The sequence below is a fragment of the Methylobacterium sp. UNC300MFChir4.1 genome (genome assembly GCF_900110155.1).
Lineage (GTDB): Bacteria > Pseudomonadota > Alphaproteobacteria > Rhizobiales > Beijerinckiaceae > Methylobacterium.
The window spans coordinates 193,235-216,013 of record NZ_FOCS01000004.1 but is presented as its reverse complement, the minus strand read 5'-3'; the positions used below and the strand labels follow the sequence as shown (position 1 = coordinate 216,013).

At 72.9% G+C, this 22,779-nt stretch carries 18 protein-coding genes; 8 read left to right on the top strand and 10 right to left on the bottom strand.

Annotated features, from left to right (window positions below; genetic code table 11):
* Positions 1–88: 88 nt before the first annotated feature.
* From BMY19_RS08510 to rpmG, 6 genes are all read left to right on the top strand, one after another.
* Positions 89–427 (top strand): hypothetical protein, encoded by a 339-nt coding sequence (locus BMY19_RS08510; RefSeq protein ID WP_100251435.1) that lies wholly within the window; start codon positions 89–91, stop codon positions 425–427.
* Positions 428–564: 137 nt separating this feature from the next.
* The gene (gene rnr / locus BMY19_RS08505; RefSeq protein ID WP_100251434.1) at positions 565–2,886 is read left to right on the top strand and encodes a ribonuclease R; all 2,322 of its coding nucleotides are present in this window, start codon (positions 565–567) and stop codon (positions 2,884–2,886) included.
* A 23-nt stretch (positions 2,887–2,909) separates the two neighbouring features.
* Complete coding sequence (locus tag BMY19_RS08500; protein WP_042674345.1) at positions 2,910–3,374, top strand: DUF983 domain-containing protein; 465 nt, start codon at positions 2,910–2,912, stop codon at positions 3,372–3,374.
* A complete protein-coding gene (locus BMY19_RS08495) occupies positions 3,331–4,074 on the top strand; it encodes an NUDIX hydrolase (RefSeq protein ID WP_100251433.1) in 744 nt (247 codons plus the stop codon). Before BMY19_RS08500 ends, BMY19_RS08495 begins: the two co-directional genes overlap by 44 nt.
* Complete coding sequence (locus tag BMY19_RS08490; RefSeq protein WP_244534863.1) at positions 4,071–5,255, top strand: MFS transporter; 1,185 nt, start codon at positions 4,071–4,073, stop codon at positions 5,253–5,255. Before BMY19_RS08495 ends, BMY19_RS08490 begins: the two co-directional genes overlap by 4 nt.
* 106 nt (positions 5,256–5,361) lie before the next feature.
* Entirely contained in the window at positions 5,362–5,529 is a 168-nt protein-coding gene (gene rpmG / locus BMY19_RS08485) for a 50S ribosomal protein L33 (protein ID WP_020092568.1), read from the top strand.
* Positions 5,530–5,919: 390 nt separating this feature from the next.
* Here rpmG and BMY19_RS08480 read toward each other — a convergent pair whose 3' ends face one another.
* The 5 genes from BMY19_RS08480 to BMY19_RS08460 all read right to left on the bottom strand — a co-directional run bounded on the left by BMY19_RS08480 (position 5,920) and on the right by BMY19_RS08460 (position 13,747).
* Positions 5,920–6,837, bottom strand: coding sequence for a LysR family transcriptional regulator (locus BMY19_RS08480; RefSeq protein WP_020092569.1), 918 nt, complete (start codon positions 6,835–6,837; stop codon positions 5,920–5,922).
* Positions 6,838–6,913: 76 nt separating this feature from the next.
* Entirely contained in the window at positions 6,914–8,575 is a 1,662-nt protein-coding gene (locus tag BMY19_RS08475) for an OFA family MFS transporter (RefSeq protein ID WP_051123735.1), read from the bottom strand.
* A gap of 217 nt (positions 8,576–8,792) precedes the next feature.
* On the bottom strand, positions 8,793–9,479 hold the full coding sequence (locus tag BMY19_RS08470; RefSeq protein ID WP_100251432.1) for a metal ABC transporter permease: 687 nt from the start codon (positions 9,477–9,479) through the stop codon (positions 8,793–8,795).
* 311 nt (positions 9,480–9,790) lie between these two features.
* A complete protein-coding gene (acnA, locus tag BMY19_RS08465; protein ID WP_100251431.1) occupies positions 9,791–12,490 on the bottom strand; it encodes an aconitate hydratase AcnA in 2,700 nt (899 codons plus the stop codon).
* A gap of 435 nt (positions 12,491–12,925) precedes the next feature.
* Positions 12,926–13,747 carry a tetratricopeptide repeat protein gene (locus BMY19_RS08460; RefSeq protein WP_091679773.1) on the bottom strand — a complete coding sequence of 274 codons (822 nt, stop codon included), beginning with the start codon at positions 13,745–13,747 and terminating at the stop codon, positions 12,926–12,928.
* 126 nt (positions 13,748–13,873) lie between these two features.
* Between BMY19_RS08460 and BMY19_RS08455 the strand changes: the two genes are divergently transcribed.
* Positions 13,874–15,274 carry a leucyl aminopeptidase family protein gene (locus BMY19_RS08455; protein WP_100251430.1) on the top strand — a complete coding sequence of 467 codons (1,401 nt, stop codon included), beginning with the start codon at positions 13,874–13,876 and terminating at the stop codon, positions 15,272–15,274.
* A gap of 107 nt (positions 15,275–15,381) precedes the next feature.
* Here the strand turns inward: BMY19_RS08455 and BMY19_RS08450 are convergent, their stop codons facing one another.
* From BMY19_RS08450 to BMY19_RS08440, 3 genes are all read right to left on the bottom strand, one after another.
* Positions 15,382–16,554, bottom strand: a complete 1,173-nt coding sequence (locus BMY19_RS08450; protein ID WP_100251429.1) for a M20 aminoacylase family protein — start codon at positions 16,552–16,554, stop codon at positions 15,382–15,384.
* Positions 16,555–16,653: 99 nt separating this feature from the next.
* Positions 16,654–17,115 (bottom strand): Cu(I)-responsive transcriptional regulator, encoded by a 462-nt coding sequence (cueR, locus tag BMY19_RS08445; RefSeq protein ID WP_100251428.1) that lies wholly within the window; start codon positions 17,113–17,115, stop codon positions 16,654–16,656.
* Positions 17,112–19,586: a heavy metal translocating P-type ATPase gene (locus tag BMY19_RS08440; protein WP_100251427.1), complete on the bottom strand. Its 2,475-nt coding sequence runs from the start codon at positions 19,584–19,586 to the stop codon at positions 17,112–17,114. Before BMY19_RS08440 ends, cueR begins: the two co-directional genes overlap by 4 nt.
* A 174-nt stretch (positions 19,587–19,760) precedes the next feature.
* On the opposite strand from BMY19_RS08440, the gene BMY19_RS08435 reads away from it, so the two are divergent.
* Positions 19,761–20,372 carry a glutathione S-transferase family protein gene (locus BMY19_RS08435; RefSeq protein WP_100251426.1) on the top strand — a complete coding sequence of 204 codons (612 nt, stop codon included), beginning with the start codon at positions 19,761–19,763 and terminating at the stop codon, positions 20,370–20,372.
* On the opposite strand, the gene BMY19_RS08430 is transcribed toward BMY19_RS08435, so the two are convergent.
* Together BMY19_RS08430 and BMY19_RS08425 are read right to left on the bottom strand one after the other, a co-directional pair.
* Entirely contained in the window at positions 20,354–21,625 is a 1,272-nt protein-coding gene (locus BMY19_RS08430; protein WP_170862924.1) for an ATP-binding protein, read from the bottom strand. The two genes, BMY19_RS08435 and BMY19_RS08430, sit on opposite strands and share 19 nt — an antisense overlap.
* Positions 21,626–21,644: 19 nt before the next feature.
* A complete protein-coding gene (locus BMY19_RS08425; RefSeq protein ID WP_020092580.1) occupies positions 21,645–22,733 on the bottom strand; it encodes a lysylphosphatidylglycerol synthase domain-containing protein in 1,089 nt (362 codons plus the stop codon).
* Positions 22,734–22,779 lie beyond the last annotated feature (46 nt).

Sequence of the window (22,779 nt, the reverse complement as noted above, 5' to 3'; positions counted from 1 at the left end):
CGGCGACGGGACGGGGCGCGCTGGCACCCGGCTTGCCACGCATCCGCGACTTCCCGCGACCTCCCGCAATTCTCCGGAACGGATGCCCATGAACGCGAGCCTCGAACGGGTCAGGGACGCCCTGGCCGAACTGATCAAGGCCGCCCTCCTCTCGGACGAGGGCCTGAGCGACGCCTGCCGCGCGGCCGGCCGCGCCAGGCTCGCCGCCCTCGCGGGCGATCCGCCCGAGCCCGAGAGCCTGCGGATGGACGGCGCCTGGACGCTCGCCGTCCAGGCGGCGGAGAGCCCGGAACTCGCGCCGCTGGAGGGACGGGTGAACCTGACCCTGCCGCGCGCCTGCCCCTTCACCCTGGACGAGCTCCTCGCACCCGGCCTCGACGTGGATCAGGCTGTGGCCCGCATCCGCAAGGGCGCCTCGACCGGCTGATCGCGCCTGTTGAGGAGTGCCGGCACGGCGTTGCCGCGCGCGGGCCGGACACCCATGTTAGCGTCACAGGACCGACGCCTCGGTCCCGCGCCCGCACGCGGGTCCCGTCTATCGCAGAACTCTCCGGCACCCCCCTTTTGGCACGACGCACCACCGCCCCGGCGGCCGAGCCCGCCGCTCCGCAGCCCTTCCCCACCCGTGAGCAGATCCTCGCCTTCGTGGCCGAGTCGAAGGAGCGCGTCGGCAAGCGGGAGATCGCCAAGGCCTTCGGCATCAAGGGGGCCGCCAAGATCGACCTGAAGCGCGTCCTCAAGGAGATCGAGGAGGACGGCGCCCTCGACCGCGGCCGCGGCGGCCTCGCCCCGGCGGGCCATCTGCCGCCGGTCGTGCTGGCCGACATCCGCTCCCGCGACCGCCACGGCGATTTCCTCGCGGTCCCGGTGGAGTGGACCGGCACCGGCAAGCCGCCCGCCATCGTGCTGACGCAGCCCCGCGGCCCCCGGAAGGGCAACCGTCCGGCCCCGGGCATCGGCGACCGCGCCCTGATCCGGGTCGAGCGCGACGCGGAGGGCGGCTACACCGGCCGGGTCGTCAAGGTCATCGGGAAGAACAAGGCCGAGATCATCGGTGTCTACCGGGCCGGCGCGCAGGGCGGCCGGATCGTGCCCGTCGAGAAGCGCGCGCAGGGCCGCGAGATCCTGATCCCGCCCGGCGAGGAGGGGCAGGCCCGCGACGGCGACCTCGTCAGCGTCTCGCTGGAGCGCGAGACCCGGTTCGGCCTGCCGAAGGGGCGTGTGCGGGAGCGGCTCGGCTCGCTCGGTTCCGAGAAGGCGGTGAGCCTGATCGCCCTGCACCTCCACAACATCCCGCACGTCTTCGCCGACGCGACGCTGGCGGAGGCGGATTCCGCCGAGCCCGCCACCCTGAAGGGCCGCGAGGACTGGCGCGACCGACCGCTCGTGACCATCGACCCGCCGGACGCCAAGGACCACGACGACGCCGTCATGGCCGAGGCCGATCCCGACCCGGCCAACCCTGGCGGCTTCATCCTCACCGTCGCCATCGCGGACGTGGCCGCCTATGTCCGGCCGGGCTCCAGCCTCGACCGGGAGGCGCTGGAGCGGGGCAACTCGGTCTACTTCCCCGACCGGGTCGTGCCGATGCTGCCCGAGCGGATCTCGAACGACCTCTGCTCGCTCCGCGAGGGCGAGGACCGGCCGGCGCTGGCGGTGCGGATGATCATCGCCGCCGACGGCGAGAAGCGCCGCCACGGCTTCCACCGGGTGATGATGCGCTCCCGCGCCAAGCTCGCCTACGCGCAGGCGCAGGCCGCCATCGACGGGCGGCCGGACGACGCGACCGGCCCGCTGCTGGAGACGGCGCTCCGCCCCCTCTGGGCGGCCTACGCGGCCCTGCGCGCGGCCCGCGACCGCCGCGGGCCCCTGGCCCTCGACCTGCCCGAGCGCAAGGTCCTCCTGAGCCCCGAGGGCGCGGTCGACCGGGTGATCGTGCCGGAGCGCCTCGACGCCCACCGGCTGATCGAGGAGTTCATGATCCAGGCGAACGTCGCCGCCGCCGAGACCCTGGAGCACGCGCGCCAGCCGCTGATCTACCGCGTCCACGACGAGCCCGCCCTGGAGAAGATGCGGGCACTCGGCGAGGTCCTGGCCTCGGTGGGCATCAAGCTGCCGAAGGAGGGGGCGCTGCGCCCCGCCCTGTTCAACCGGATCCTCGCCACCGCGGCCGAGACCGAGCACGGGGTCTTCCTCAACGAGGTGATCCTGCGCAGCCAGGCCCAGGCCGTCTACGCCCCGGAGAATCTCGGGCATTTCGGCCTGAACCTGCGCCGCTACGCGCATTTCACCTCGCCGATCCGGCGCTACGCCGACCTGATCGTGCACCGCGCGCTGATCACCGCCTGCCGGCTCGGCTCGGACGGGCTCGCGAGCGAAATCTCCCTCGGCGAGCTGGCGCAGATCGGCGAGCAGATCTCGGCGGCCGAGCGCCGCGCCATGGCGGCGGAGCGCGAGACGATCGACCGGCTCATCGCCCACCACCTCGCCGACCAAGTCGGCGCGACCTTCGCGGGCCAGATCGCCGGCGTCACCCGGGCCGGCCTGTTCATCAAGCTCGACGAGACCGGCGCGGACGGCTTCGTGCCGGTCTCGCAGCTCGGCGCCGACTATTTCCGCCACGAGGAGGGCCGCCACGCCCTGGTCGGCGAGCGCACCGGGGAGACGTTCCGCCTCGGCGATCGGGTCGAGGTGCGGCTCGTGGAGGCCGCGCCGGTGGCCGGGGCGCTGCGCTTCGAGCTGCTCAGCGAGGGCCGGACCCGCTCCGGCGCCCGGTCCGCCGGGCCGGGGAAGAAGTCCGGCGGGCGGCCCTTCAAGGCCGCGCCGCCCGGTCGCCCCGCCGGCATCCGCAACACCGGGTCGCGCCACCGCGGCTCGCGCCGCTGACCCGGGCGGTGTAGAGCCGGGGCATGGCCGCCGACGCGATTCCCGAGCGCACCCGCCTGATCCCCGCGATGGCCCGCGGCTTCGTCGGCCGCTGCCCGCATTGCGGCCAGGGCCGGATCTTCGGCCGCTTTCTCAAGGTGCGGCCGGAATGCGACGTGTGCGGCCTGGAGTTGCACCACCACCGGGCCGACGACCTGCCGCCCTACGTGGTGATCTTCATCGTCGCCCACATCGTCGGCTACCTGATCCTGGAGACCGAGAGCGCCTACGACGTGCCGCTCTGGGTCGAGATGGGCGTGTGGCCGGTCTTCACCCTCGTCTTCGCGCTGGCCCTGCTCCAGCCCGTGAAGGGCGCCGTCGTCGGGCTGCAATACGCCCTTGGCATGCACGGCTTCGCCACGCTACCGCGGAGCCGCCCCGCAGCGGGGCTTGAGGAGACGCGCCTTGCCGGAGCCGCAGCGGGAGCCCCCGATCGTCACAGCTCCTGAGCGGAAGCCCGCCGCGGCGCGCCTGCGGCCGCGCGACGCCGCGACCATGATCGTGATCGACCGGCGCGGACGGGGCGGCCCGAAGGTCCTGATGGGCCGGCGCAACCCGAACCTCGCCTTCATGCCGGGCAAGTTCGTCTTCCCGGGCGGCCGGATCGAGCTCGGCGATCGCCACATGCCGGTGGCCGGGGCGCTCCCCGACTACGCCGAGGCGGCGCTGACCCGGCAGGTGTCCCGGCCGCCGCACCATCTCGGCCGGGCGCTGGCGCTCGCCGCGATCCGCGAGACCTACGAGGAGACCGGTCTGCTCCTCGGCACGACCGAGCACGGTGCGCCCGAGGACGTGCCGGCGGGCTGGGAGGGGTTCGCCCGGCACGGCGTCCTGCCCGACCTCGAGGCGCTGCACCTCGTCGCCCGCGCGATCACCCCGCCGAAGCGCGTGCGCCGCTTCGACACGCGCTTCTTCACCGTCGACCGCCGGATGGTGGCGGCCGAGGAGCCGGGGCGGGTCGAGGCCGACGCCGAGTTCACCGAACTCGCCTGGGTCCGGCTCGACGCCGCCCGCAAGCTCGACCTCCCCTTCATCACCCGCGCGATCCTCGACGAGCTGGAGGCGCAGATCGCCGTCGATTTCGCGCCCTACCGGATGATCCCCTTCCATTACGAGCGCTACGGGCGGCGCGAGCGGGTGGCCTTGTGAGCGGTCCGGACGGATTGCAGGACGGGCGGCGGGGGATCAGTTCGGAGGACGTGGCGGCGATCTCGGCGGCCGTGACCTGCGTCACCGTCGTCGGCATCGGGCTCAGCCTGTCGATCCCGCTCCTCTCGATCGAGATGGAGCGGCGCGGCGCGTCGAGCACGCTGATCGGGCTCAACACCGCGGAGGCGGGCATCGCCAGCATCTGCACGGTGCCGTTCGTGCCGCGCCTCGCCGCGCGGGTCGGCGTCGCCCCGCTGCTCGGTCTGGCGCTCCTCGTCGGGGCGATCAGCCTCGCGCTGTTCCCGCTGCTGCCGGGCATCGCCCTGTGGTTCCCCCTGCGCTTCGTCTTCTCGGCGACGCTCGGGGCGCTGTTCGTCCTCTCCGAGTACTGGATCAACGCCGCCGCCCCGCCGGAGCGGCGCGGCCTGGTGATGGGCATCTACGCCACCGTGCTGGCGGCGGGTTTCGCGGTCGGTCCGCTGCTGCTGGCCCTGGTCGGGACCGAGGGGCTGGCGCCCTACGCGACGGGGGCCGCCCTCATGCTGGCCGGCGGCCTGCCCATCGCCCTGGCCCGCGGCCTGTCGCCCACGATCGAGACGGGCTCCGGCCGCGGCATCCTCGGCTACGTCCGGCTCGCCCCCGGCGCCCTGGCGGCGGCCCTGGCCTACGGGGCGGTGGAGACCGGCATCTTCGCCATCCTGCCGCTCTACGGCCTGCGCCTCGGCTACGACGCGCAGGGGGCGGCCGGCCTCGTCAGCCTGATCGCGCTGGGCAACGTGCTGTTCCAGATCCCGTTCGGCTGGCTCGCCGACCGCCTCGACCGGGGCGCGGTGCTCCTCGGCGCGGGCCTCGCGGGGGCGGCGGGCTCGGCCCTGATCCCCCTCGCGGCCGGCCATCCGGCGGCGTTCGGCGCGCTGCTCCTCGTCTGGGGCGGCATCGCCGGGACCCTCTACACGGTCGGCCTCGCGATGCTGGGCGACCGCACGCCGCCGAACGATCTCGCGGGCGCCAACGCGGCCTTCGTGGTGCTCTACAATGTCGGGTTGATGCTGGGGCCGCCGGTGATCGGCGGCGGGCTCGACCTCGTGCCGCCGAACGGGTTCGCGCTGGCGCTGCTCGCCCTGTTCCTGGCCTTCGCCGGCTGGCTCGCCGCGACGGAGCGCCGGCGCGTCCGCTCTTGACCTGCCGGGCCCGATCGGGCATTCACCCGCCCGTATTCGGCCGGGCCCTCCCGGCCATTTGCGTTTCGCTCACGCGGAATGCCGCACCCTGCAGGAGCGCCGCGCCATGGCCAAGGCCGTCACCGTCAAGATCAAGCTCGTCTCCACCGCCGACACGGGCTATTTCTACGTCACCAAGAAGAACTCCCGCACGCAGACCGAGAAGCTGACGATGCGCAAGTACGACCCGGTCGCGCGCAAGCACGTCGACTTCAAGGAAACCAAGATCAAGTAAGGCCGCGGGCCGCTTCGCGGCCTGACCGCCCACGGGAAGCTGCTCCGGAGACGGGGCGGCTTTTTCCTTGCCCGGCGCGTTCCCGCGCACGGCGTCGCCGGGATCTCCCGAACCGCGACCTGACCGGCCGACAGCCCGGCGCCAGCACGACTCGTTAACCGTCGCTCGTCCCGGACGCTGCCCGACCCGCCGGCCGATCACCGGCCCGCGTTCTCGGCCAGCTCGGCGGTTGGAGGGCGGGTTCGATGCAGCGGATCCTGCTGGCGATTCTCATCACCGCGGCAATCCTCGCGCTCTGGCGCGTCCTGACGCTGCCGGTGTACGCGCTCCGGGCGACCCGCGGCTTGCTCGCGGAACGCCGCGTTCCGGCCCGCGCCCGGAGCCGACCGCTCAGGAAGGGCCCGGCGCGGCCAGATCCGGATCGAGCGTCCGTGCCAGGGACCGCGCGATAGCCACGAGCGCCGTCACCATCGGCGTGGACGGCTCGCGCCGCGGGGCGACGAGGCCGATCGTGTGCTCCAGGTCGGGTGCGGTGATCGGGATCGTGCGCACGCCCTCCATGGGGCCCAGGGCGTCGACTAGGATCTCCGGCATGATCGAGGCCCAGCGCAGGGTGCGCACGTGGGTCAGCAGCACGATCATCGAGTTCGACTCGAGGGTCGCGGCGGGATCCGCACCCGCCTCGCGGATCTGCTGGTCGATGATCCGCCGGTTCTGCATGTTCGGCGTGAGCAGGCAGAGGGGCAGGCGGCTGGTCTCGGCCCAGGTGACGCTGGTGCGACCCTCGAAGGGCCCGCCGATCGCCGTCACGAGGCGGTAGCGCTCCCGGTAGAGCGGGACGGAGATCACCCGCCCGAGGGGCTCGTTGTCGAGGTAGGTCAGGCCCGCATCCGCCTCCAGGTTCTCGATCAGCGAGAAGATGTCGGCGGAGGTGGCCGATTCGACCGTCAGCCGCACGTCCGGGTGCCGCTCGCGGTAGGGCGTCGTGAGGTTCACGATCATCGGCAGCGCCGTGGGGATCGCGGCGATGCGGAGATGGCCGGTCAGGCCCCGGCGCAGGCCCGTGACCTCCTCGTGCATGGCCCGCGCGTCGGCCACGATGCGCCGCGCCCATTCGAGGACCCGCTCGCCCTCGGGGGTGAAGCCCTGGAAGCGGGAGCCGCGCAGCACGAGCTGCACGCCGAACCGGTTCTCCAGCTGCTTCACGCCGGCCGAGAGGGTCTGCTGGGTCACGCCGCAGGCTTCGGCGGCGTGCCCGAAATGCTGCTCGCGGGCGAGCGCGAGCAGGAAGTCCAGCTTGTCGATCACGACGAAGGCATCCCGGCACGGCGAGGCGCCGGAAACCTAGCGGCCCGCCGGGCCCGCCACAACCGAGCGTGCCCGCTCAGCGGAACAGGATGAACGCCTTCGACAGGGTGATGCCGATGCCCCAGACGATCGGGATGCCGACCACCGCCCAGGCCAGCGCGGCCCCCGCGCTGAAGCCGCCACGGCCGATCCCGAAGGAGCCGGACGGCCCCGAGGCCGTGGCGCCGGCGCGGACGTCCAGGGAGGCCCGCTCGGAATCGGACATGAACCAGCGTTGCGCCAGGGGCCGGACGAGCAGGTTGCAGAGGAAGCCGACCGCCAGGAAGCTCGCCAGCACGTACATGGTCCGGCCGTAGAGATCGGCCCCCTGCACGCCCGCGGCGACCTGCGCCTCGCGGATCTTGGTGATGACGAAGGGCCCGACGATGCCGGCCATCGACCAGGCGGTGAGCAGGCGCCCGTGGATGGCGCCCACGAACTGCGTGCCGAACACGTCGGCGAGGTAGGCCGGCACGGTCGCGAAGCCGCCGCCGTACATGGACAGGATCACGCAGAAGATCGCGACGAACAGCGCCTGCGAGCCGATGCCGGCGGCCCAGGGTGCCGCCGCGTACAGGAGGCCGCCCAGGGCAAAGAAGATCGCGTAGGTGACCTTCCGGCCGATGCGGTCCGACATCGAGGCCCAGAAGAACCGGCCCAGGATGTTGAAGAGTGAGAGCAGGCCGACGAAGCCGGCCGCGATGGCCGCGACCTGCGCCTTCTGGCCGGCGTCGAGGGCCGAGAAGCCGGTGCCGGGCAGGCCGATCAGCTCGCCGCCGAAGATCTCCTGGAGCATCGGCGAGGCCAGCGCCAGCACGCCGATGCCGGCCGACACGTTGAGGAACAGGACGAGCCAGATCATCCAGAACTGGACGGTCTTGTGGGCGTCGCGCAGGTGGACGTGCCCCGAGGCGATCATGGCGTTCTTGGCGGTCGGGCTGGTCCAGCCGTCCGGGCGCCAGCCGGCCGGCGGCACCCGGTAGCCGAACGCGCCGCCCAGCATGAACAGGATGTACCCCACGCCCATCACCGCGAGGGTCTGCCAGACGCCGGCCGAATCAGCGGTCCGGAAGCTCTTGATCAGGCTGTCGGCCAGGGGCGAGCCGATCATCGCGCCGCCGCCGAAGCCCATGATCGCCATGCCGGTCGCCATGCCGCGCCGGTCCGGGAACCACTTGATCAGGGTCGAGACCGGCGAGATGTAGCCGAGCCCGAGGCCGATGCCGCCGATCAGGCCCATGCCGAGCCAGACCAGCCAGAGCTGGTGGATGTAGACGCCGAAGGCGCCGATCAGGAAGCCGCCGCCCCAGCAGAGGGCCGCCGCGATGCCGGCCTTGCGCGGTCCGGCCCGCTCCAGCCAGCCGCCGAACAGGGCGGCCGAGAGACCGAGCACGACGATGCCGATGGAGAAGACCGTGACGAGGTCGCTGACCCGCCAGTCGCAGGTGGTGGTGAACAGGGCCGTCATCACGCCCATGTCGGGGCAGGCGGCGGGCGCCGGCTTGCCCACGGAGAGCGCCCGGGTCAGCGGCAGCCAGAACACCGACAGGCCGTAGGCCATCCCGATGCAGAGATGGATCGCCAGCGCCGCCGGCGGCACCAGCCACCGGTTGAAGCCCGGCTTGGCGACGATCCGCTCGCGCGACAACAGACTCGGCGTTCCCTCAGGCGCGATCGCGCCTGCCACTCCAGCACCCATGATGGACTCCTCCGCCGCGGCCTCGTTGGCGGGCCTCGCGGCGGCGGACGATGCGCGATTTGTGTGCAGGGTGCCAGCGCGCGACACGCTGAGACGTCGATTTTAATCCAGTCCGGCGCCGACTGTATGCGGATTCCTCGTCAACGCGCCGTCCGGAGGCCGTATGGACCGCCGCTGCGGGCGCCGGTCTGTCCGGCGCCCGCAGCGGCTGCCGCCCTCACATGGGCGGCGTCAGGCCGTCCTTGCCGACCGCGATGAGCTTGCCGTCGGCCTTGGCACCGTCCTTGGCGACCACGGCGAAGACCTTGGAGCCGGGCGTCAGGATCGCCTTGTCGGCAGGCTCGAAGGCCACGATCGGCGCCGAGGCCGGCACCACGATCTCCTTGGAGCCGTCCTTGCCGTAGCTCACCGTCAGCGTGCGCTCGCCGCCCGAGGCCGCCTTGTCGGCCTTCACGGTGCCGTTCGTCATCGCGCTCTTCACCTTCGGGGCGTTCGACGACTCGGCCTTCACCGTGCCGTTGGTCATCGCGCTCTTCACCTTGGCGCCGGCGCCCGCGGTGTGGTCGGTGATCGAATCCCAGCCGTAATGGCCCTCGCCCGTGCCGCGCATCGACTCGGGGAAGAGCACGACCTCGAGGGCGGTCATCGGGTTCTCGCCCTTGGTGGCGGTGCCGATGAAGACGCCGTCCTTGATCGCGTCGAGGCTGGACGGGACAACCCAGGCGAACTTGGCGCCGCTCACGTCGACGGTCTCGGTCTTGCCGTCGTCGGTCTTGATCGTGACCGTGCCGCCGTCGGCCTTGTCGACGGTCCCGCGGACGCGCTCGACCTGCGCGGCGAAGGCCGCACTCGACAGCAGGGCCGTCAGGCCGGCGGCGACGAGTGTCTTACTGAGGTGCTTCATCGGGGTCCCATCCTGGTTTCAGGAGCCGGGTTATGGGGCGGCCCGTGCGCGAAACAAGGTTGCGCGCAAGCGAAACGACCTGCTCGGCGACAGAAGCGAGGTTGTCAGTCACCACCGTCTTTGCGAGCGGAGCGAAGCAATCCAGCCGGCGCAAGGACTTCCTCCGTCGCGCTGCCCTGGATCACTTCGCTGCGCTCGCGATGACGGGGTGGCGCGTCGGACGACGGCACCGACCGAAAACGAGTCAGGCGGCACTCGGTGGGCGCCGCCTGATTACCGCGCGGGCAGCGGGGACGCTGCCCTCCGGAGGCTCACGCCGCGAGCGTGCGCAGCACGTAGGGCAGGATGCCGCCGTTGCGGAAGTACTCGAGCTCGTCGAGCGTATCGATGCGGCAGGTCAGCGGGACCTGCTTCACCGAGCCGTCGGCGGACTTGATCTCCGCGGTGAGCGTCTGGCGGGGCTTCAGCTCGCCGGCGAGGCCCTTGATGGTGACGGTCTCGTCACCCTTCAGGCCCAGCGACTGCCAGCTCGTGTCGCCCTGGAAGACCAGCGGCACCACGCCCATCCCGACGAGGTTCGAGCGGTGGATGCGCTCGAAGCTCTCAGCCACCACGGCGCGGACGCCGAGCAGCTTCGTGCCCTTCGCGGCCCAGTCGCGCGACGAGCCGGTGCCGTACTCCTTGCCGGCGAAGATCACGAGCGGCGTGCCCTGTTCGGCGTACTTCATCGCCGCATCGTAGATGAACATCTTCTCGCCGGACGGCTGGAAGTGCGTCCACCCGCCCTCGACCACGCCGCCGGAGGCGTCCTTCACCATCTGGTTCTTGATGCGGATATTGGCGAAGGTGCCCCGCATCATCACCTCGTGGTTGCCGCGCCGCGTGCCGTACTGGTTGAAGTCCTGCACGCGCACCTGGTGCGACTGCAGGTACTCGCCGGCCGGCGAGGCCGCGCGGATGTTGCCCGCCGGCGAGATGTGGTCGGTGGTGATCGAGTCGAGGAACAGGCCGAGGATGCGCGCACCCTCGATGTCCTCGACGGGCTTGGGGGTCTTCTCCATGCCGACGAAGTAGGGCGGGTTCTGCACGTAGGTGGAGCCTGGGTTCCAAGCGAAGGTCTCGGCCTCGGTGACCTCGACGTCCTTCCAGTTCTGGTCGCCGCCGAACACGTCCGCGTAGCGGGACTTGAACAGCGCGGAGGTGATGTTCTCCTCGATGAACTGCTGCACCTCGGCCGAGGACGGCCAGATGTCCTTGAGGTAGACGGGCTTGCCGTCCGAGCCCTGGCCCAGCGGCTCCGTGGTGATGTCGATCTGCAGCGAGCCGGCCAGCGCGTAGGCCACCACGAGCGGCGGCGAGGCGAGGTAGTTCGCCCGCACGTCGGGGTTCACGCGGCCCTCGAAGTTGCGGTTGCCCGAGAGCACCGCCGCGGCGACGACGTCGTTGTCGTTGATCGCCTTCGAGATCGCCTCCGGCAGCGGGCCGGAATTGCCGATGCAGGTCGTGCAGCCGAAGCCCACGAGGTTGAAGCCGAGCGCATCGAGCGGCTCCTGCAGGCCGGACTTCTCCAGGTACTCGCCGACCACCTGCGAGCCGGGCGCGAGCGAGGTCTTCACCCACGGCTTGGAGCGCAGGCCCTTGGCGACGGCGTTGCGGGCGAGCAGGCCCGCGCCGATCATCACCGAGGGGTTCGACGTGTTGGTGCAGCTCGTGATCGCGGCGATCACTACGTCACCGTGCCCGATGTCGAAGTTGGTGCCCTCGACCGGGTAGCGGCGCGCGAGGTCGGCGGCCTTCTTGAACTCGGTCTCCATCGAGGCGGCGAAGCCGGGCTTGGCGCCGTCGAGCAGCACGCGGTCCTGCGGGCGCTTCGGGCCGGCGAGCGAGGGCCGGACCTCGCCCATGTCGAGCTGCAGCGTGTCGGTGAAGACCGGGTCGGGGGTCTGGGCGTCGCGCCACATGCCCTGCGCCTTGGCGTAGGCCTCGACCAGGGCGATCCGGTCGTCGGAGCGGCCGGTGACCTTCAGGAAGTCGATGGTCTTCTGGTCGACCGGGAAGAAGCCGCAGGTCGCGCCGTACTCGGGGGCCATGTTGGAGATCGTGGCCCGGTCGGCGACAGCCATGTCGTCGAGGCCGGGGCCGTAGAACTCCACGAATTTGCCGACCACGCCCTTCTTGCGCAGCATCTGTGTGACGGTGAGCACGAGGTCGGTGGCGGTGGTGCCCTCGGGCAGCTTGCCCGACAGCTTGAAGCCCACGACCTCGGGGATCAGCATCGAGAGCGGCTGGCCGAGCATGGCCGCCTCGGCCTCGATGCCGCCGACGCCCCAGCCCAGCACCGCCATGCCGTTGACCATGGTGGTGTGCGAATCGGTGCCGACGAGCGAGTCGGGATAGGCGACGTCGGCGCCGTTCTCCGACTTCGTCCAGACGGTCTGGGCAAGGTATTCCAGGTTCACCTGGTGGCAGATGCCGGTGCCCGGGGGGACCACCGAGAAGTTGTCGAAGGCGGACTGGCCCCACTTCAGGAAGGTGTAGCGCTCGCCGTTACGCTCGTATTCGAGGGCAACGTTGTCGGCCAGCGCCTTCGGGGTGCCGAACTCGTCGACGATCACCGAGTGGTCGATGACGAGGTCCACCGGCACCAGCGGGTTGATCTTCTGCGGGTCGCCGCCGAGCGCCACCATGGCGTCGCGCATGGCCGCGAGGTCGACCACCGCCGGGACGCCGGTGAAGTCCTGCATCAGCACGCGGGAGGGGCGGAACGCGATCTCGACCTCGGCCTTGCCCTTCTGGTCGAGCCAGGCGACGGCGGCCTCGATGTCGGCCTTCTTGACCGAGCGGTCGTCCTCGTAGCGGAGCAGGTTCTCCAGGATCACCTTCATGGAGAAGGGCAGCGCGGCCGCCGAGGCGAGGCCGTTCTTCTCGGCCGCGGGAATGGAATAGTAGGTGTAGGTCTTGCCGCCGGCTTCGAGCGTCTGGCGGGCCTTGAAGCTGTCGAGTGAGGGCACGGCTGGTTCTATCCTCGCTGCGGGTTGTCGAACACGCGCAGGCAAGACCTGCGCTACGAGATCCGTGTTCGGCCTGTGTAGCGCCCGACGGGCGCGCGCCGCCCCGGGAGTGCCCGGGCAGGACGATGCGCGGGGGCGATTTGGACGCCCGTGATGCCGCGCGGCGCAGCCGCGGAGGGATATAGAACTTTTCGAATCTGGCCGCTACCGGGTCGTCATGACAGGTGCGTTTTCCTGTCGGGGACCGTGGCGGCGACTGGGCGCGCGCCGCGGAGGCCTGGGCGACTCGCGCATCTCCAGGGGCATCGACGGTGGCGGCCGAGCGCGACAGGCCCCCTCTCCCGAGCGGGAGCGGAGAGCCGCACGGGTGTTGCCGGTGCTGCTGCGTACGTCCGCGAGCCCGCAGAAGGGCGGGAGTCGCGTGGCGCGGGCGCCCTACCCTTGCCCGGGCACGCCCGCGACGGACAGGGCCTTCGATCGATTCGGCTGGGCCGCGAGCCTGCGCAGGGACGCGACGTTCGTGGCCGCCTCCTCGGCGCTCATGTCGCGGCGCAGGACGGCCTCGGCATCGGCGAAGCGGCCCTTGAGGCCGAGCACCATGGCGAGGTTGGCGCGCACCCGCGCGTCGGCGCCGGGCTGGTCGGCGGCGAGGCGCAGGGTCTGCTCGGCCTGATCGAGGTTGCGCGACAGCGCGTAGGACAGGCCGAGATTGGACAGGAGCGAGGGCTCGTTCGGGCGGATCTTGAGGGCGGCCTCGTAGAAGCCCTGGGCGCGGGCCTGCTCGCCGAGCTGGGCGGAGGCCGAGCCCTGCGCCGACAGGATGCGCCAGTCGGGATTGGCGGGCGTGTGCGCGTTGGAGAGCACGTCGATCGCCTCGCGGAAGCGGCCCGCCTCGACCAGCGATTTTCCGTAGGCACCGAGCAGGGCCTGGTCGCGCGGGTTGCGCAGGGCGGCCTGCTGCAGCACCGCCGAGGCCTGGCCGATCTGGTCGGTGGCCCGCAGGGCGCGGGCGTAGGCCATCGCCGTGCGCCCGTCGGCGGGGTCGGCGTTGTAGCGCTCGGCCAGCCGGTCGATGTCCTGCCGCGAGGGCGCCGCGGCGGCCGCGGACGGCCCGCCGAGGGGGCCGATCGACCCGGTCGTCTCGGGCGAGCGGGTGTTGCAGCCGGCCAGGCCCAGCGCGACGACGGCGGCCGCGAGGGCGGCGCGGCGTCCGGGGCGTGCCTGGGATCGGGTGACCCGGAACAGGGCCGTCATCATGGTGCGCTCCGCCGGCATCGGGACCGGACGCGATGGCACGCGCTTCACGCTCCCGGCCGGCCGGTGATAGAGCGTTAACCCTAATCACCGGTTAAGCCGCCGGTCCGGGCGGCACGCGAGAGGCACATGATCCAGGCCGAGATTCCGGCGACGACCCGCGGGCTCCAGCCCGGCGACACCCAGGCCGTACCGGTGACGCTGGTCACCACCGGGGGCTGGGCGGCGGTCGAGTCCGGCCTGGAGCCCGCCCAGCGGAGCTTCGCCAGGGCCATCGGCTTCAAGCCGAAGGCGGGCAGCCTCGCGCTCCTGCCCGGCCCGGACGGCGGCCTCGCGCGGGTCCTGTTCGGCCTCGGCGATCCCGAGGCCGCGGCCTACGACAGGCTCCTCGCAGGCAAGCTGCCGGGGCTGCTGCCGGAGGGGACCTTCCGCCTGGACAACGCTCCCGAGCCGGCCGAGGCCGCCCTCGCCTGGCTGATGGGGAGCTACCGCTTCGGCCGCTACCGGTCCGGCGGCGGCACGAAGGCCCGGCTCGCGGCGCCCGCCGGCATCGACGCGGCCGAGGTGGAGCGGATCGCCGCCGCGGTGGCGCTGGGCCGGGATCTCGTCAACACGCCGGCCAACGATCTCGGACCCGCCGAGATCGAGGCGGCCGCCCGGGCGGTGGCCGAGCGCCACGGCGCCTCCGTCGCCGTCACGGAAGGCGGGGCCCTCGCCGAGGGGTACCCGCTGATCCACGCGGTCGGCGCCGCGTCGCCCCGGGCCCCGCGGCTGATCGACCTGACCTGGGGGCCGGCGGACGCGCCGCGCGTGACCCTGGTCGGCAAGGGCGTCGCCTTCGACACCGGCGGCCTCGACCTGAAGCCGTCGGCCGCGATGCTGCTGATGAAGAAGGACATGGGCGGCGCCGCCGCGGCGCTGGCCGCCGCCGACATGGTCATGGGCGCGGGCCTGAACCTGCGCCTGCGCCTGCTGATCCCCGCGGTGGAGAACGCGGTCGCGGGCAACGCCTTCCGCCCCGGCGACGTGCTGCCGAGCCGGGCCGGGCTCAGCGTCGAGATCGGCAACACCGACGCGGAGGGCCGGCTGATCCTGGCCGACGCGCTCGCCCTCGCGGACGCGGATTCCCCCGACCTGATCCTCGACTTCTCGACCCTGACCGGCGCGGCCCGGGTGGCCCTCGGGCCGGACCTGCCGGCCTTCTTCACGGAGGACGACGCGCTGGCCGAGGCGGTGGCGCGGGCCGGCCGGGTGGCGATCGACCCGGTCTGGCGCATGCCGCTGCACGCGCCCTACGCGAGCCTGCTCGATTCCAAGGTGGCCGACCTCAACAACGTCTCGGGCGGGCCGTTCGCGGGAGCGATCACCGCGGCCCTGTTCCTGCGCCGCTTCGCGCCCAACACGAAGGCGCACGGCCATTTCGACCTCTACGGCTGGAACCCCTCCGCCAAGCCCGGCCGGCCAGAGGGCGGCGAGGTCCAGACGGCGCGGCTGACCTACGCGCTGCTCAAGGCCCGCTACGGCGGCTGATCGCCTCCCGTCATCGCGAGCGCAGCGAAGCGACCCAGGGCTGCGCAACCTCTAACGGCGTGGGCTGGGTCGCTGCGCGCGCGATGACGGTGCGGCTGGGGGCGCGCTCAGGCGGTGCGCGGCAGCCCGGTCTCGATCAGGCGCGCCCACAGGGAAGCCCCGTACGGCGCGGCCGCGTCGTTGAAATCGTAGTGCGGGTGGTGGAGCGAGGCGCTGTCGCCGTTGCCGATGAACATGTAGGCGCCGGGACGGCGGGCGAGCATGTAGGAGAAGTCCTCGGCGGTCATCATCGGCGCCACCGTCCGGTCGACGTTCTCCTCACCCACCAGCGCCTCGGCGACGCCGGCCATGAAATCGGTCTCGGCGGGATGGTTCTCGGTCACCGGGTAGCTCGCCCCGTACGCGACCCCGCCCCGCGCGCCGAAGCCGCCGGCGATCTCGGCCACCAGGGTCTCGATCCGCGCCTTGATCTCGCCGCGCACGGCCTGGGACAGCGTGCGCATGGTGCCGCGCATGGTGACGGTCTGCGGCAGGACATTGAAGGCCTCGCCGGCCTCCAGCGCGCAGACCGAGACCACGGCCGACTGCACCGGGTCGAGGTTGCGCGACACGATGCTCTGCAGGGCGATGATCACGTGGCTCGACACGAGCACGCTGTCGACGGCGTTCTGCGGCAGGGCCGCGTGGCCGCCCCGTCCCTCGATCGTGATCGTGAAGCGATCGGTCGAGGCCATGATCGGCCCCGGCCGGATCGCGAAGGTGCCGACCGCCATGCCGGGGATGTTGTGCATCCCGTAGACCGACTCGACCCCGAACCGCTCCATCATTCCGTCGTCGACCATCGCCTCGCCGCCGCCGCCACCCTCCTCGGCTGGCTGGAAGATCAGCACGGCCGCCCCGTCGAAATCCCGGGTCTCGGCGAGGTACTTGGCGGCGCCGAGGAGCATGGTCGTGTGACCGTCGTGGCCGCAGGCGTGCATCTTGCCCGGCACGGCGGAGCGGTAGGGCAGGTCGCGCACCTCTTGGATCGGCAGGGCGTCCATGTCGGCGCGCAGGCCGATGGCACGGTTGGAGCTGCATCCCCGGCCGCGGATGACGCCCACCACCCCGGTCCGACCGATGCCGGTGACGACCTCGTCACAGCCGAAGGACCGCAGCGTCTCGGCGACGAAGCCGGCGGTGCGGTCGACGTCGTAGAGCAGCTCGGGATGGGCGTGCAGGTCGTGCCGCCACGCCGTCATCGTGTCGGCGAAAGCGCGGATCCGTTCGAGGACGGGCATCGGGGCGGGGCTCTCGTGGCCTTTGCGGGTGGGCCGGACCAGCAAAGCCGGGGCCAGAGCCGCCGTCAACGGCCAAGCTCGGTATCCGCGGCGCCCCGCTCACGCCGCACCCGGCCCCGTGATCCCGCGCCCGCGCCGCCGCGGCGCGGGTGTATGGTCGCCCGCGGCGAGGTCGTCCAGGATCGGGCAGTCCGGCCGCGCGTCGCCGCAGCAGGCCTCCGCCAAGTGCTCCAGCGTCCGGGCCATGCCCTCCATCTCGGCGATGCGGCGGCGCAGATCGGCGATCTGCTCCTGCGCGATCGCCTTCACCCCGGCGCTCGGCCGGGCGCGGTCGCGCCAGAGCGCCAGGAGATCCGCGATCGCGTCCACGCTGAAGCCGAGATCGCGGGCGCGGCGGATGAAGCGCAGCGTGTGCAGGTCCGCCTCGCCGTAGTGGCGGTAGCCGGATTCGGACCGGGCGGCCGGCGGCAGCAGGCCGGTCGCCTCGTACCAGCGGATCATCTTGGCCGAGACGCCGGTCCGGCGCGCCGCCTCGCCGATCGTGAGGGTCGCCGCGCTCATGCCGGCCTCGCGGCCAGCGCCGGCCCCTCGGCCGCCGCGGGACGCCCGCCGGCCCGGCGCAGCCGCAGGGCGTTGCCCAGGACGAACACGCTCGAGAAGGCCATGGCGCCCGCGGCCAGGATCGGCGACAGGGCCGGGCCGCCGAACGGCACCAGCACGCCGGCCGCCACCGGGATCAGCGCGGCGTTGTAGGCGAAGGCCCAGAACAGGTTCTGGCGGATATTGGCCATCACCGCCCGCGACAGCGCCAGGGCCTCGACCAGGGCCTCCAGATCGCCCGACATCAGCACCACGTCGGCGCTCTCGACGGCGATGTCGGTGCCGGTGCCGATCGCCAGTCCGACATCGGCCTCGGCCAGCGCCGGCGCGTCGTTGATGCCGTCGCCCACGAAGGCCACCGGCCCGTGTTCCGCCCGGAACCGCTGGACCGCCTCGACCTTCCCGCCGGGCAGCACCCCGGCGGCCACGGCGTCGATGCCGAGGCTCCGCGCCACGCCGGCGGCGGTGACGGGATCGTCGCCCGTGACCATCGCCACCGCGAGGCCGCGCGCCTTCAGGGCCGCGACCGCCGCGCGGGCGCCGGCTTTCACGGGATCGGCCACCGCCAGGATCGCGGCGTGGCGCCCGTCGAGGACGAGGTGGATCGGGCTCCGCTCCGCGCCCGCCAGCGCCTCGGCCCGGGCAGCGAGATCCGGGTCGAGGGCGACGCCGAGACGCTCCAGGTAGCGCGGCGCGCCGAGGGCCACGGCCCGGCCCGCGACACGTCCGGCGATCCCGAAGCCCGCCACCGCCTCGAAGCTGCCCGGTTCCGGCAGGTCGAGGCCGCGCTCGCGGGCCGCCGCCACGACGGCGCCGGCCAGCGGGTGCTCGGAGCGGGTCTCCAGCGCGGCGGCGAGGGCCAGCACCGCGTCCTCCGCGACGCCCGCGGCCGGGACGATCTCGGTGAGCCGGGGGCGGCCTTCGGTCAGGGTGCCGGTCTTGTCGAGGGCCACCACCCGCACGTCGCGCAGTCCCTGCAGCGCCGCGCCGTCGCGGAAGAGCACGCCGCGCGCCGCCGCGCGCCCGGTGCCGACCATGATGGCAGTCGGCGTCGCCAGCCCCATGGCGCAGGGGCAGGCGATGATCAGCACCGCGACGGCGTTGACCAGGGCCGGACCCAGCGCCGGGGCCGGCGCCAGCGCCAGCCAGGCCAGGAAGGTCACCGCGGCGATGCCGATCACCGCCGGGACGAACCGCCCGGTGACGCGGTCGACCAGCGCCTGGATCGGCAGCTTGCCGCCCTGGGCGCGCTCCACCATGGCGGCGATCTGCGCCACCACGGTGGCGCCGCCCACGGCCTCGACCCGCAGGTCGAGGCTGCCGCGGCCGTTGAGCGTCCCGCCGACCACGGGATCGCCCGGCCCCTTGCGCACCGGGGCCGGCTCGCCCGTCACCATGCTCTCGTCCACGTGGCTGCTACCGGCCACCACGGCACCGTCGGCCGCCACCCGCTCGCCCGGACGCACCCGGACGACGTCGCCGAGGCGCAGGGCGTCGAGGGGAACCTCGGTCTCCGCACCGTCGCGGACGACCCGGGCGGTCTTGGGCGTCAGGTCCATCAGCCGCGCGATCGCCTGGCCGGTGCGCCCCTTGGCGCGGGCCTCCAGCGTCCGGCCGAGCAGGATCAGCGTGACGATCAGGACGCTCGCCTCGAAGTAGAGGTGCGCCGCCCCGGCCGGCAGGAGGTGCGGAGCCAGGGTCGAGACCAGCGAGTACAGGTAGGCGGCGCCGGCCCCGAGGGCGACCAGGGCGTTCATGTCGGGATGGCCGCGCAGGAGGCCCGGGACGCCGCGCAGGAAGAAGCGCCGCCCCGGGCCGGCGAGGACCAGGGTGGCCAGCGCGGCCTGGACCAGGGCCGTCACCGGGCCGCCGTGCAGGGCGGGCAGGAGGTGGCCGCCCATGTCGAGAACCACGACGGGCGCCGACAGCAGGGCGGCGACGATCAGGTCGCGGCGCAGGGCGCGCCCCTCCTCGGCCTGACGGGCGGAGGGGTCGACCGGGTGGCCGGCCTCGACCGGTCGGGCCTCGTAACCGGCCGTCTCCACGGCCGCCACCAGCGCGTCCATCGGCACCACCCCCTCGGGATGGCGGATCGCGGCCCGGCCGGCGGCGAGGTTGACGCTGGCGCCGGTCACCCCCGGCACGGCGGCCAGCGCCCGCTCGACGCGGCCGACGCAACTCGCGCAGGACATCCCATCCACGGCCAGCAGGCTCTGCGTCTCTGGGAGGGGGTAGCCGGCATCCGCGAGCGCCGTCGCGACGTCGCCCGGGCTCGTCGCCCCGTCGAGGACGAGGCTGGCGCGGTGGGTGGCGAGGTTCACCGCCACGTCACGGGCGCCGGGCAGCGCCGCGAGGGCGCGCTCGACGCGGCCGACGCAGGAGGCGCAGGACATGCCCGCGACGGGGAGGGTCAGGGCGACGGATCTCGACATGGCGGTGGTCCGGTTGGAAGCATCCATGCCCGGTCAGATGGAGCTTCCCATGATGGGAAGGTCAAGGGTTCGCGGGCGAGGCTCCGGATCCGGCCGGTCGATGCGGGCCGCGGCCGTTGTCGAATCGCGCCCGTCCGGCCAAGGTCGCCGCCCACCGGAGCGACGGGGACACCGATGAGCGAGCCGCTGACGATCTACGGCGACCCGGGTTCCGGCAACTGCCTCAAGGTCAAATGGGTCGCGGCGCATCTCGGCATCCCGGCGGTCTGGCGCGACGTCGACGTCCCGGGCGGCGGGACGCGCCGGCCCGAGTTCCTCGCCCTGAACCCCGCCGGCCGCGTGCCCATCGTCGTCCTGCCCGACGGCACCGTGCTGTCGGAATCGAACGCGATCATCGTCTACCTCGCGGAGGGCTCCGCGCTGGTACCCGCGGAGCCCCTGCCCCGCGCCCGGATGCTGCAGTGGATGTTCTGGGAGCAGTACAGCCACGAGCCCTACATCGCGGTCCGCCGCTACCAGCTCCACTACCTCAAGCGGGCGCCCGAGGATCTCGACCCGAAGCTCGCCGAGCGCGGCGCCGACGCCCTGCGGCTGATGGAGGACACCCTCGGGCGCTCGGCCTTCATGGCGGGCGAGATCCTGACCCTCGCCGACGTGGCGCTCGTCGCCTACACGCGCATGGCCCACGAGGGGGGCTTCGACCTGACGGATTACCCGGCGATCCGCGCCTGGGTCGGGCGCGTCGAGGCCGGGCTCGGGATCGGCCCCTATACCGGGCCGGCCTGATCGGCCGCGAACCGAGGCGGCGCGGCGCCGTACTCGGGCAGGCTGACCCGCACGGTCGTCCCCTCGCCGGCCGCGCTCTCGATGGCGAGGCGACCGCGGTGGCGATTGAGGCTGTGCTTGACGATGGCGAGCCCCAGCCCGGTGCCGCCGCGGGCGCGACTCGAGGTGACGTCGACCCGGTAGAAGCGCTCCGTCAGCCGCGGGATGTGCTCGGGCGGGATGCCCGGCCCGTCATCGGCCACCGACAGGACGACGCGGCGCCCGAGGCGCGGGTCGTCCTGGCGGGCGAGCCCGACGCTGATCCGGCCGCCGCCGTACTTCACGGCGTTCTCGATCAGGTTCTCGATGACCCGCGCCAGCTCGTCGGCGTCGCCGGGGACCGCGTAGGGGCCCGCACCCTCCTCCAGCCGGATCGTGGCGCCCCGCGCCTCGGCGGGCGGGCCCTGGGCGTCGACCATCTGGCGGGCGAGCGCCCCGAGATCGACCACCGCGGTGGGGGCGACGTGCTCGCGCAGCTCGATCCGCGACAGCGACAGCAGGTCGTCGATCAGCCGCGTCATCCGCAGGGCCTGGACGCGCATGATTTCCAGGAAGCGCTCCCGGGCCTGCGCGTCGTCGCGGGCCGGCCCCTGCAGGGTCTCGATGAAGCCGATCAGGGTGGCGAGCGGCGTGCGCAGCTCGTGGCTGGCGTTGGCGACGAAGTCGACCCGCATCGCCTCCAGGCGCCGGGCCGCGGTGAGGTCGCGCAGGAACAGCAGCGCGCTGACGCCGGACCCGTCGGGCATCGGCAGGGCGCCGATCTGGACATCGAAGGTCCGCTCCAGCGGCACTCGGGTCGACAGCGCGACGCGGCGGGGGAGGCCCGAACTCAGCACGGCCTCGATGCCGTCGAGGACCTCCGGGTCGCGGAGCGCGAAGGACAGCGGCCGGGCCTGGTGGAGGGCCGGCAGGAGCGCCCGGGCGGCGGGATTGGCCTCCAGCACCAGGGTGCGCCGGTCGACCAGGATGACCGGGTCCGGCACGTGGGCGAGCAGCGCCTCGGCGACGGCGTGGCGCGGCGTGGTGGTGGCCGGGCGCGGCGCGGGCGCCTCGCGGCCGCGCCCGCCGAGCCAGCCGCCCAGGCAGACCGCCGCGAGGCCGATCAGGATCAGCGGGAGATCGAGCCGCCCGGCCAGCGCGGTGGCGAGCCCGAGCAGGCCCGCGGCGATCGCGGCGCCGGTCCAGGCGGGGGAGCTGCGCAGGCGGCCGGACATGGCGGGCGCGGCCGGCCGCTCAGCGGGGCTCGGACTCGTCGTGCCACGCCCGGCCGGACGGGCCGGCCGTGCCCTCCGGAGGCCCGGGATCGCGGGCGCCGCCCGCGCGCTTGACGATCTCGTACAGCCCGAGCATCGCCAGGGCGGTCACGAACGGCACGACGTAGTAGCAGCCCCGGAACAGCAGCAGCGAGGTCAGCACCTCGTTGCGCGGCAGGCTCGACAGGGCGAGCAGGATCGTCGCCTCGAACACCCCGATCCCGCCCGGCGCGTTCGACGCGATCCCCAGCATGGCGGCGAGCACGTAGATCGCCAGGAAGGTGGTGAAGCCGAGCGTCGTCTCCTGCGGCAGCAGGACGTAGAGCACCGCCGCCGCCGCGCAGACGTCGCCGATCCCGACGATCATCTGGCCGATGGAGACCGAGGCGCCCGGCAGTTCCAGGCGCCACTGCTTGACGGTGATGCTGCGCTTCTTGGCCGAGACCCAGGCGAGGTAGCCGAGCACCAGGGCGAGCGCCGCGAGGCCGACGCCCTGGTTGATCCGGATCGACGTGAAGGCGAGGCCGGCGAGCTGGCCGGCCTCGATGATCAGGCTCAGGCCAAGCACCACGCCCATGCCGAGCCAGAAGGTGAAGCCGGCGATGACGGTGAGCGCGGCGATCTTGGCCGTCGAGAGCCCCTGTCGGGCGTAGATCCAGTAGCGGATCGTCCCGGCAGTGAGCAGCGGGAAACCGAGGGTGAAACTCACCGCGTAGCTCGTGAAGGAGGCGAGCGCGGTGATCCGGTACGGCACCTTGATCTTGAGCTGGCGCAGGGCCAGCGCGTCGTAGCCGGTCAGGAACAGGTAGCTGATGCCGACGAACAGGAAGGCGAGCCCGAGCTGCTCGGCGGTCGCCGCCGCGATGGCGCTGCGCACCTCCGCCCAGCTGACGCTCTGCACGAGCTTCCACAGGACGCCGAGGGAGACGGCGAACAGCACGATGCTGGCCGCCGTGCCGATCCAGGCATAGCGGCTGCGCCGGCTCTTCCGCTTCGAGCCCGCCTCGGCATCGTGCTGGACCGGCTCGACCGGCTCGGCCGGGCTCCGGTGCTGTCCCTGAAAATTCATGCCGATCGGCGTCCGCCCTTCCGGCTGCGCGGCCCGGCCCGAAGGC

What these genes read in the sequence shown, in the direction of transcription:
- BMY19_RS08510 (WP_100251435.1), top strand. Translation starts at nt 89, where the DNA reads ATGAACGCGAGCCTCGAACGGGTCAGGGACGCCCTGGCCGAACTGATC.
- BMY19_RS08500 (WP_042674345.1), top strand. Translation starts at nt 2,910, where the DNA reads ATGGCCGCCGACGCGATTCCCGAGCGCACCCGCCTGATCCCCGCGATG.
- rpmG (WP_020092568.1), top strand. Translation starts at nt 5,362, where the DNA reads ATGGCCAAGGCCGTCACCGTCAAGATCAAGCTCGTCTCCACCGCCGAC.
- BMY19_RS08475 (WP_051123735.1), bottom strand. Translation starts at nt 8,575, where the DNA reads ATGGGTGCTGGAGTGGCAGGCGCGATCGCGCCTGAGGGAACGCCGAGT.
- BMY19_RS08470 (WP_100251432.1), bottom strand. Translation starts at nt 9,479, where the DNA reads ATGAAGCACCTCAGTAAGACACTCGTCGCCGCCGGCCTGACGGCCCTG.
- BMY19_RS08460 (WP_091679773.1), bottom strand. Translation starts at nt 13,747, where the DNA reads ATGATGACGGCCCTGTTCCGGGTCACCCGATCCCAGGCACGCCCCGGA.
- BMY19_RS08455 (WP_100251430.1), top strand. Translation starts at nt 13,874, where the DNA reads ATGATCCAGGCCGAGATTCCGGCGACGACCCGCGGGCTCCAGCCCGGC.
- BMY19_RS08450 (WP_100251429.1), bottom strand. Translation starts at nt 16,554, where the DNA reads ATGCCCGTCCTCGAACGGATCCGCGCTTTCGCCGACACGATGACGGCG.
- cueR (WP_100251428.1), bottom strand. Translation starts at nt 17,115, where the DNA reads ATGAGCGCGGCGACCCTCACGATCGGCGAGGCGGCGCGCCGGACCGGC.
- BMY19_RS08440 (WP_100251427.1), bottom strand. Translation starts at nt 19,586, where the DNA reads ATGTCGAGATCCGTCGCCCTGACCCTCCCCGTCGCGGGCATGTCCTGC.
- BMY19_RS08435 (WP_100251426.1), top strand. Translation starts at nt 19,761, where the DNA reads ATGAGCGAGCCGCTGACGATCTACGGCGACCCGGGTTCCGGCAACTGC.
- BMY19_RS08430 (WP_170862924.1), bottom strand. Translation starts at nt 21,625, where the DNA reads ATGTCCGGCCGCCTGCGCAGCTCCCCCGCCTGGACCGGCGCCGCGATC.
- BMY19_RS08425 (WP_020092580.1), bottom strand. Translation starts at nt 22,733, where the DNA reads ATGAATTTTCAGGGACAGCACCGGAGCCCGGCCGAGCCGGTCGAGCCG.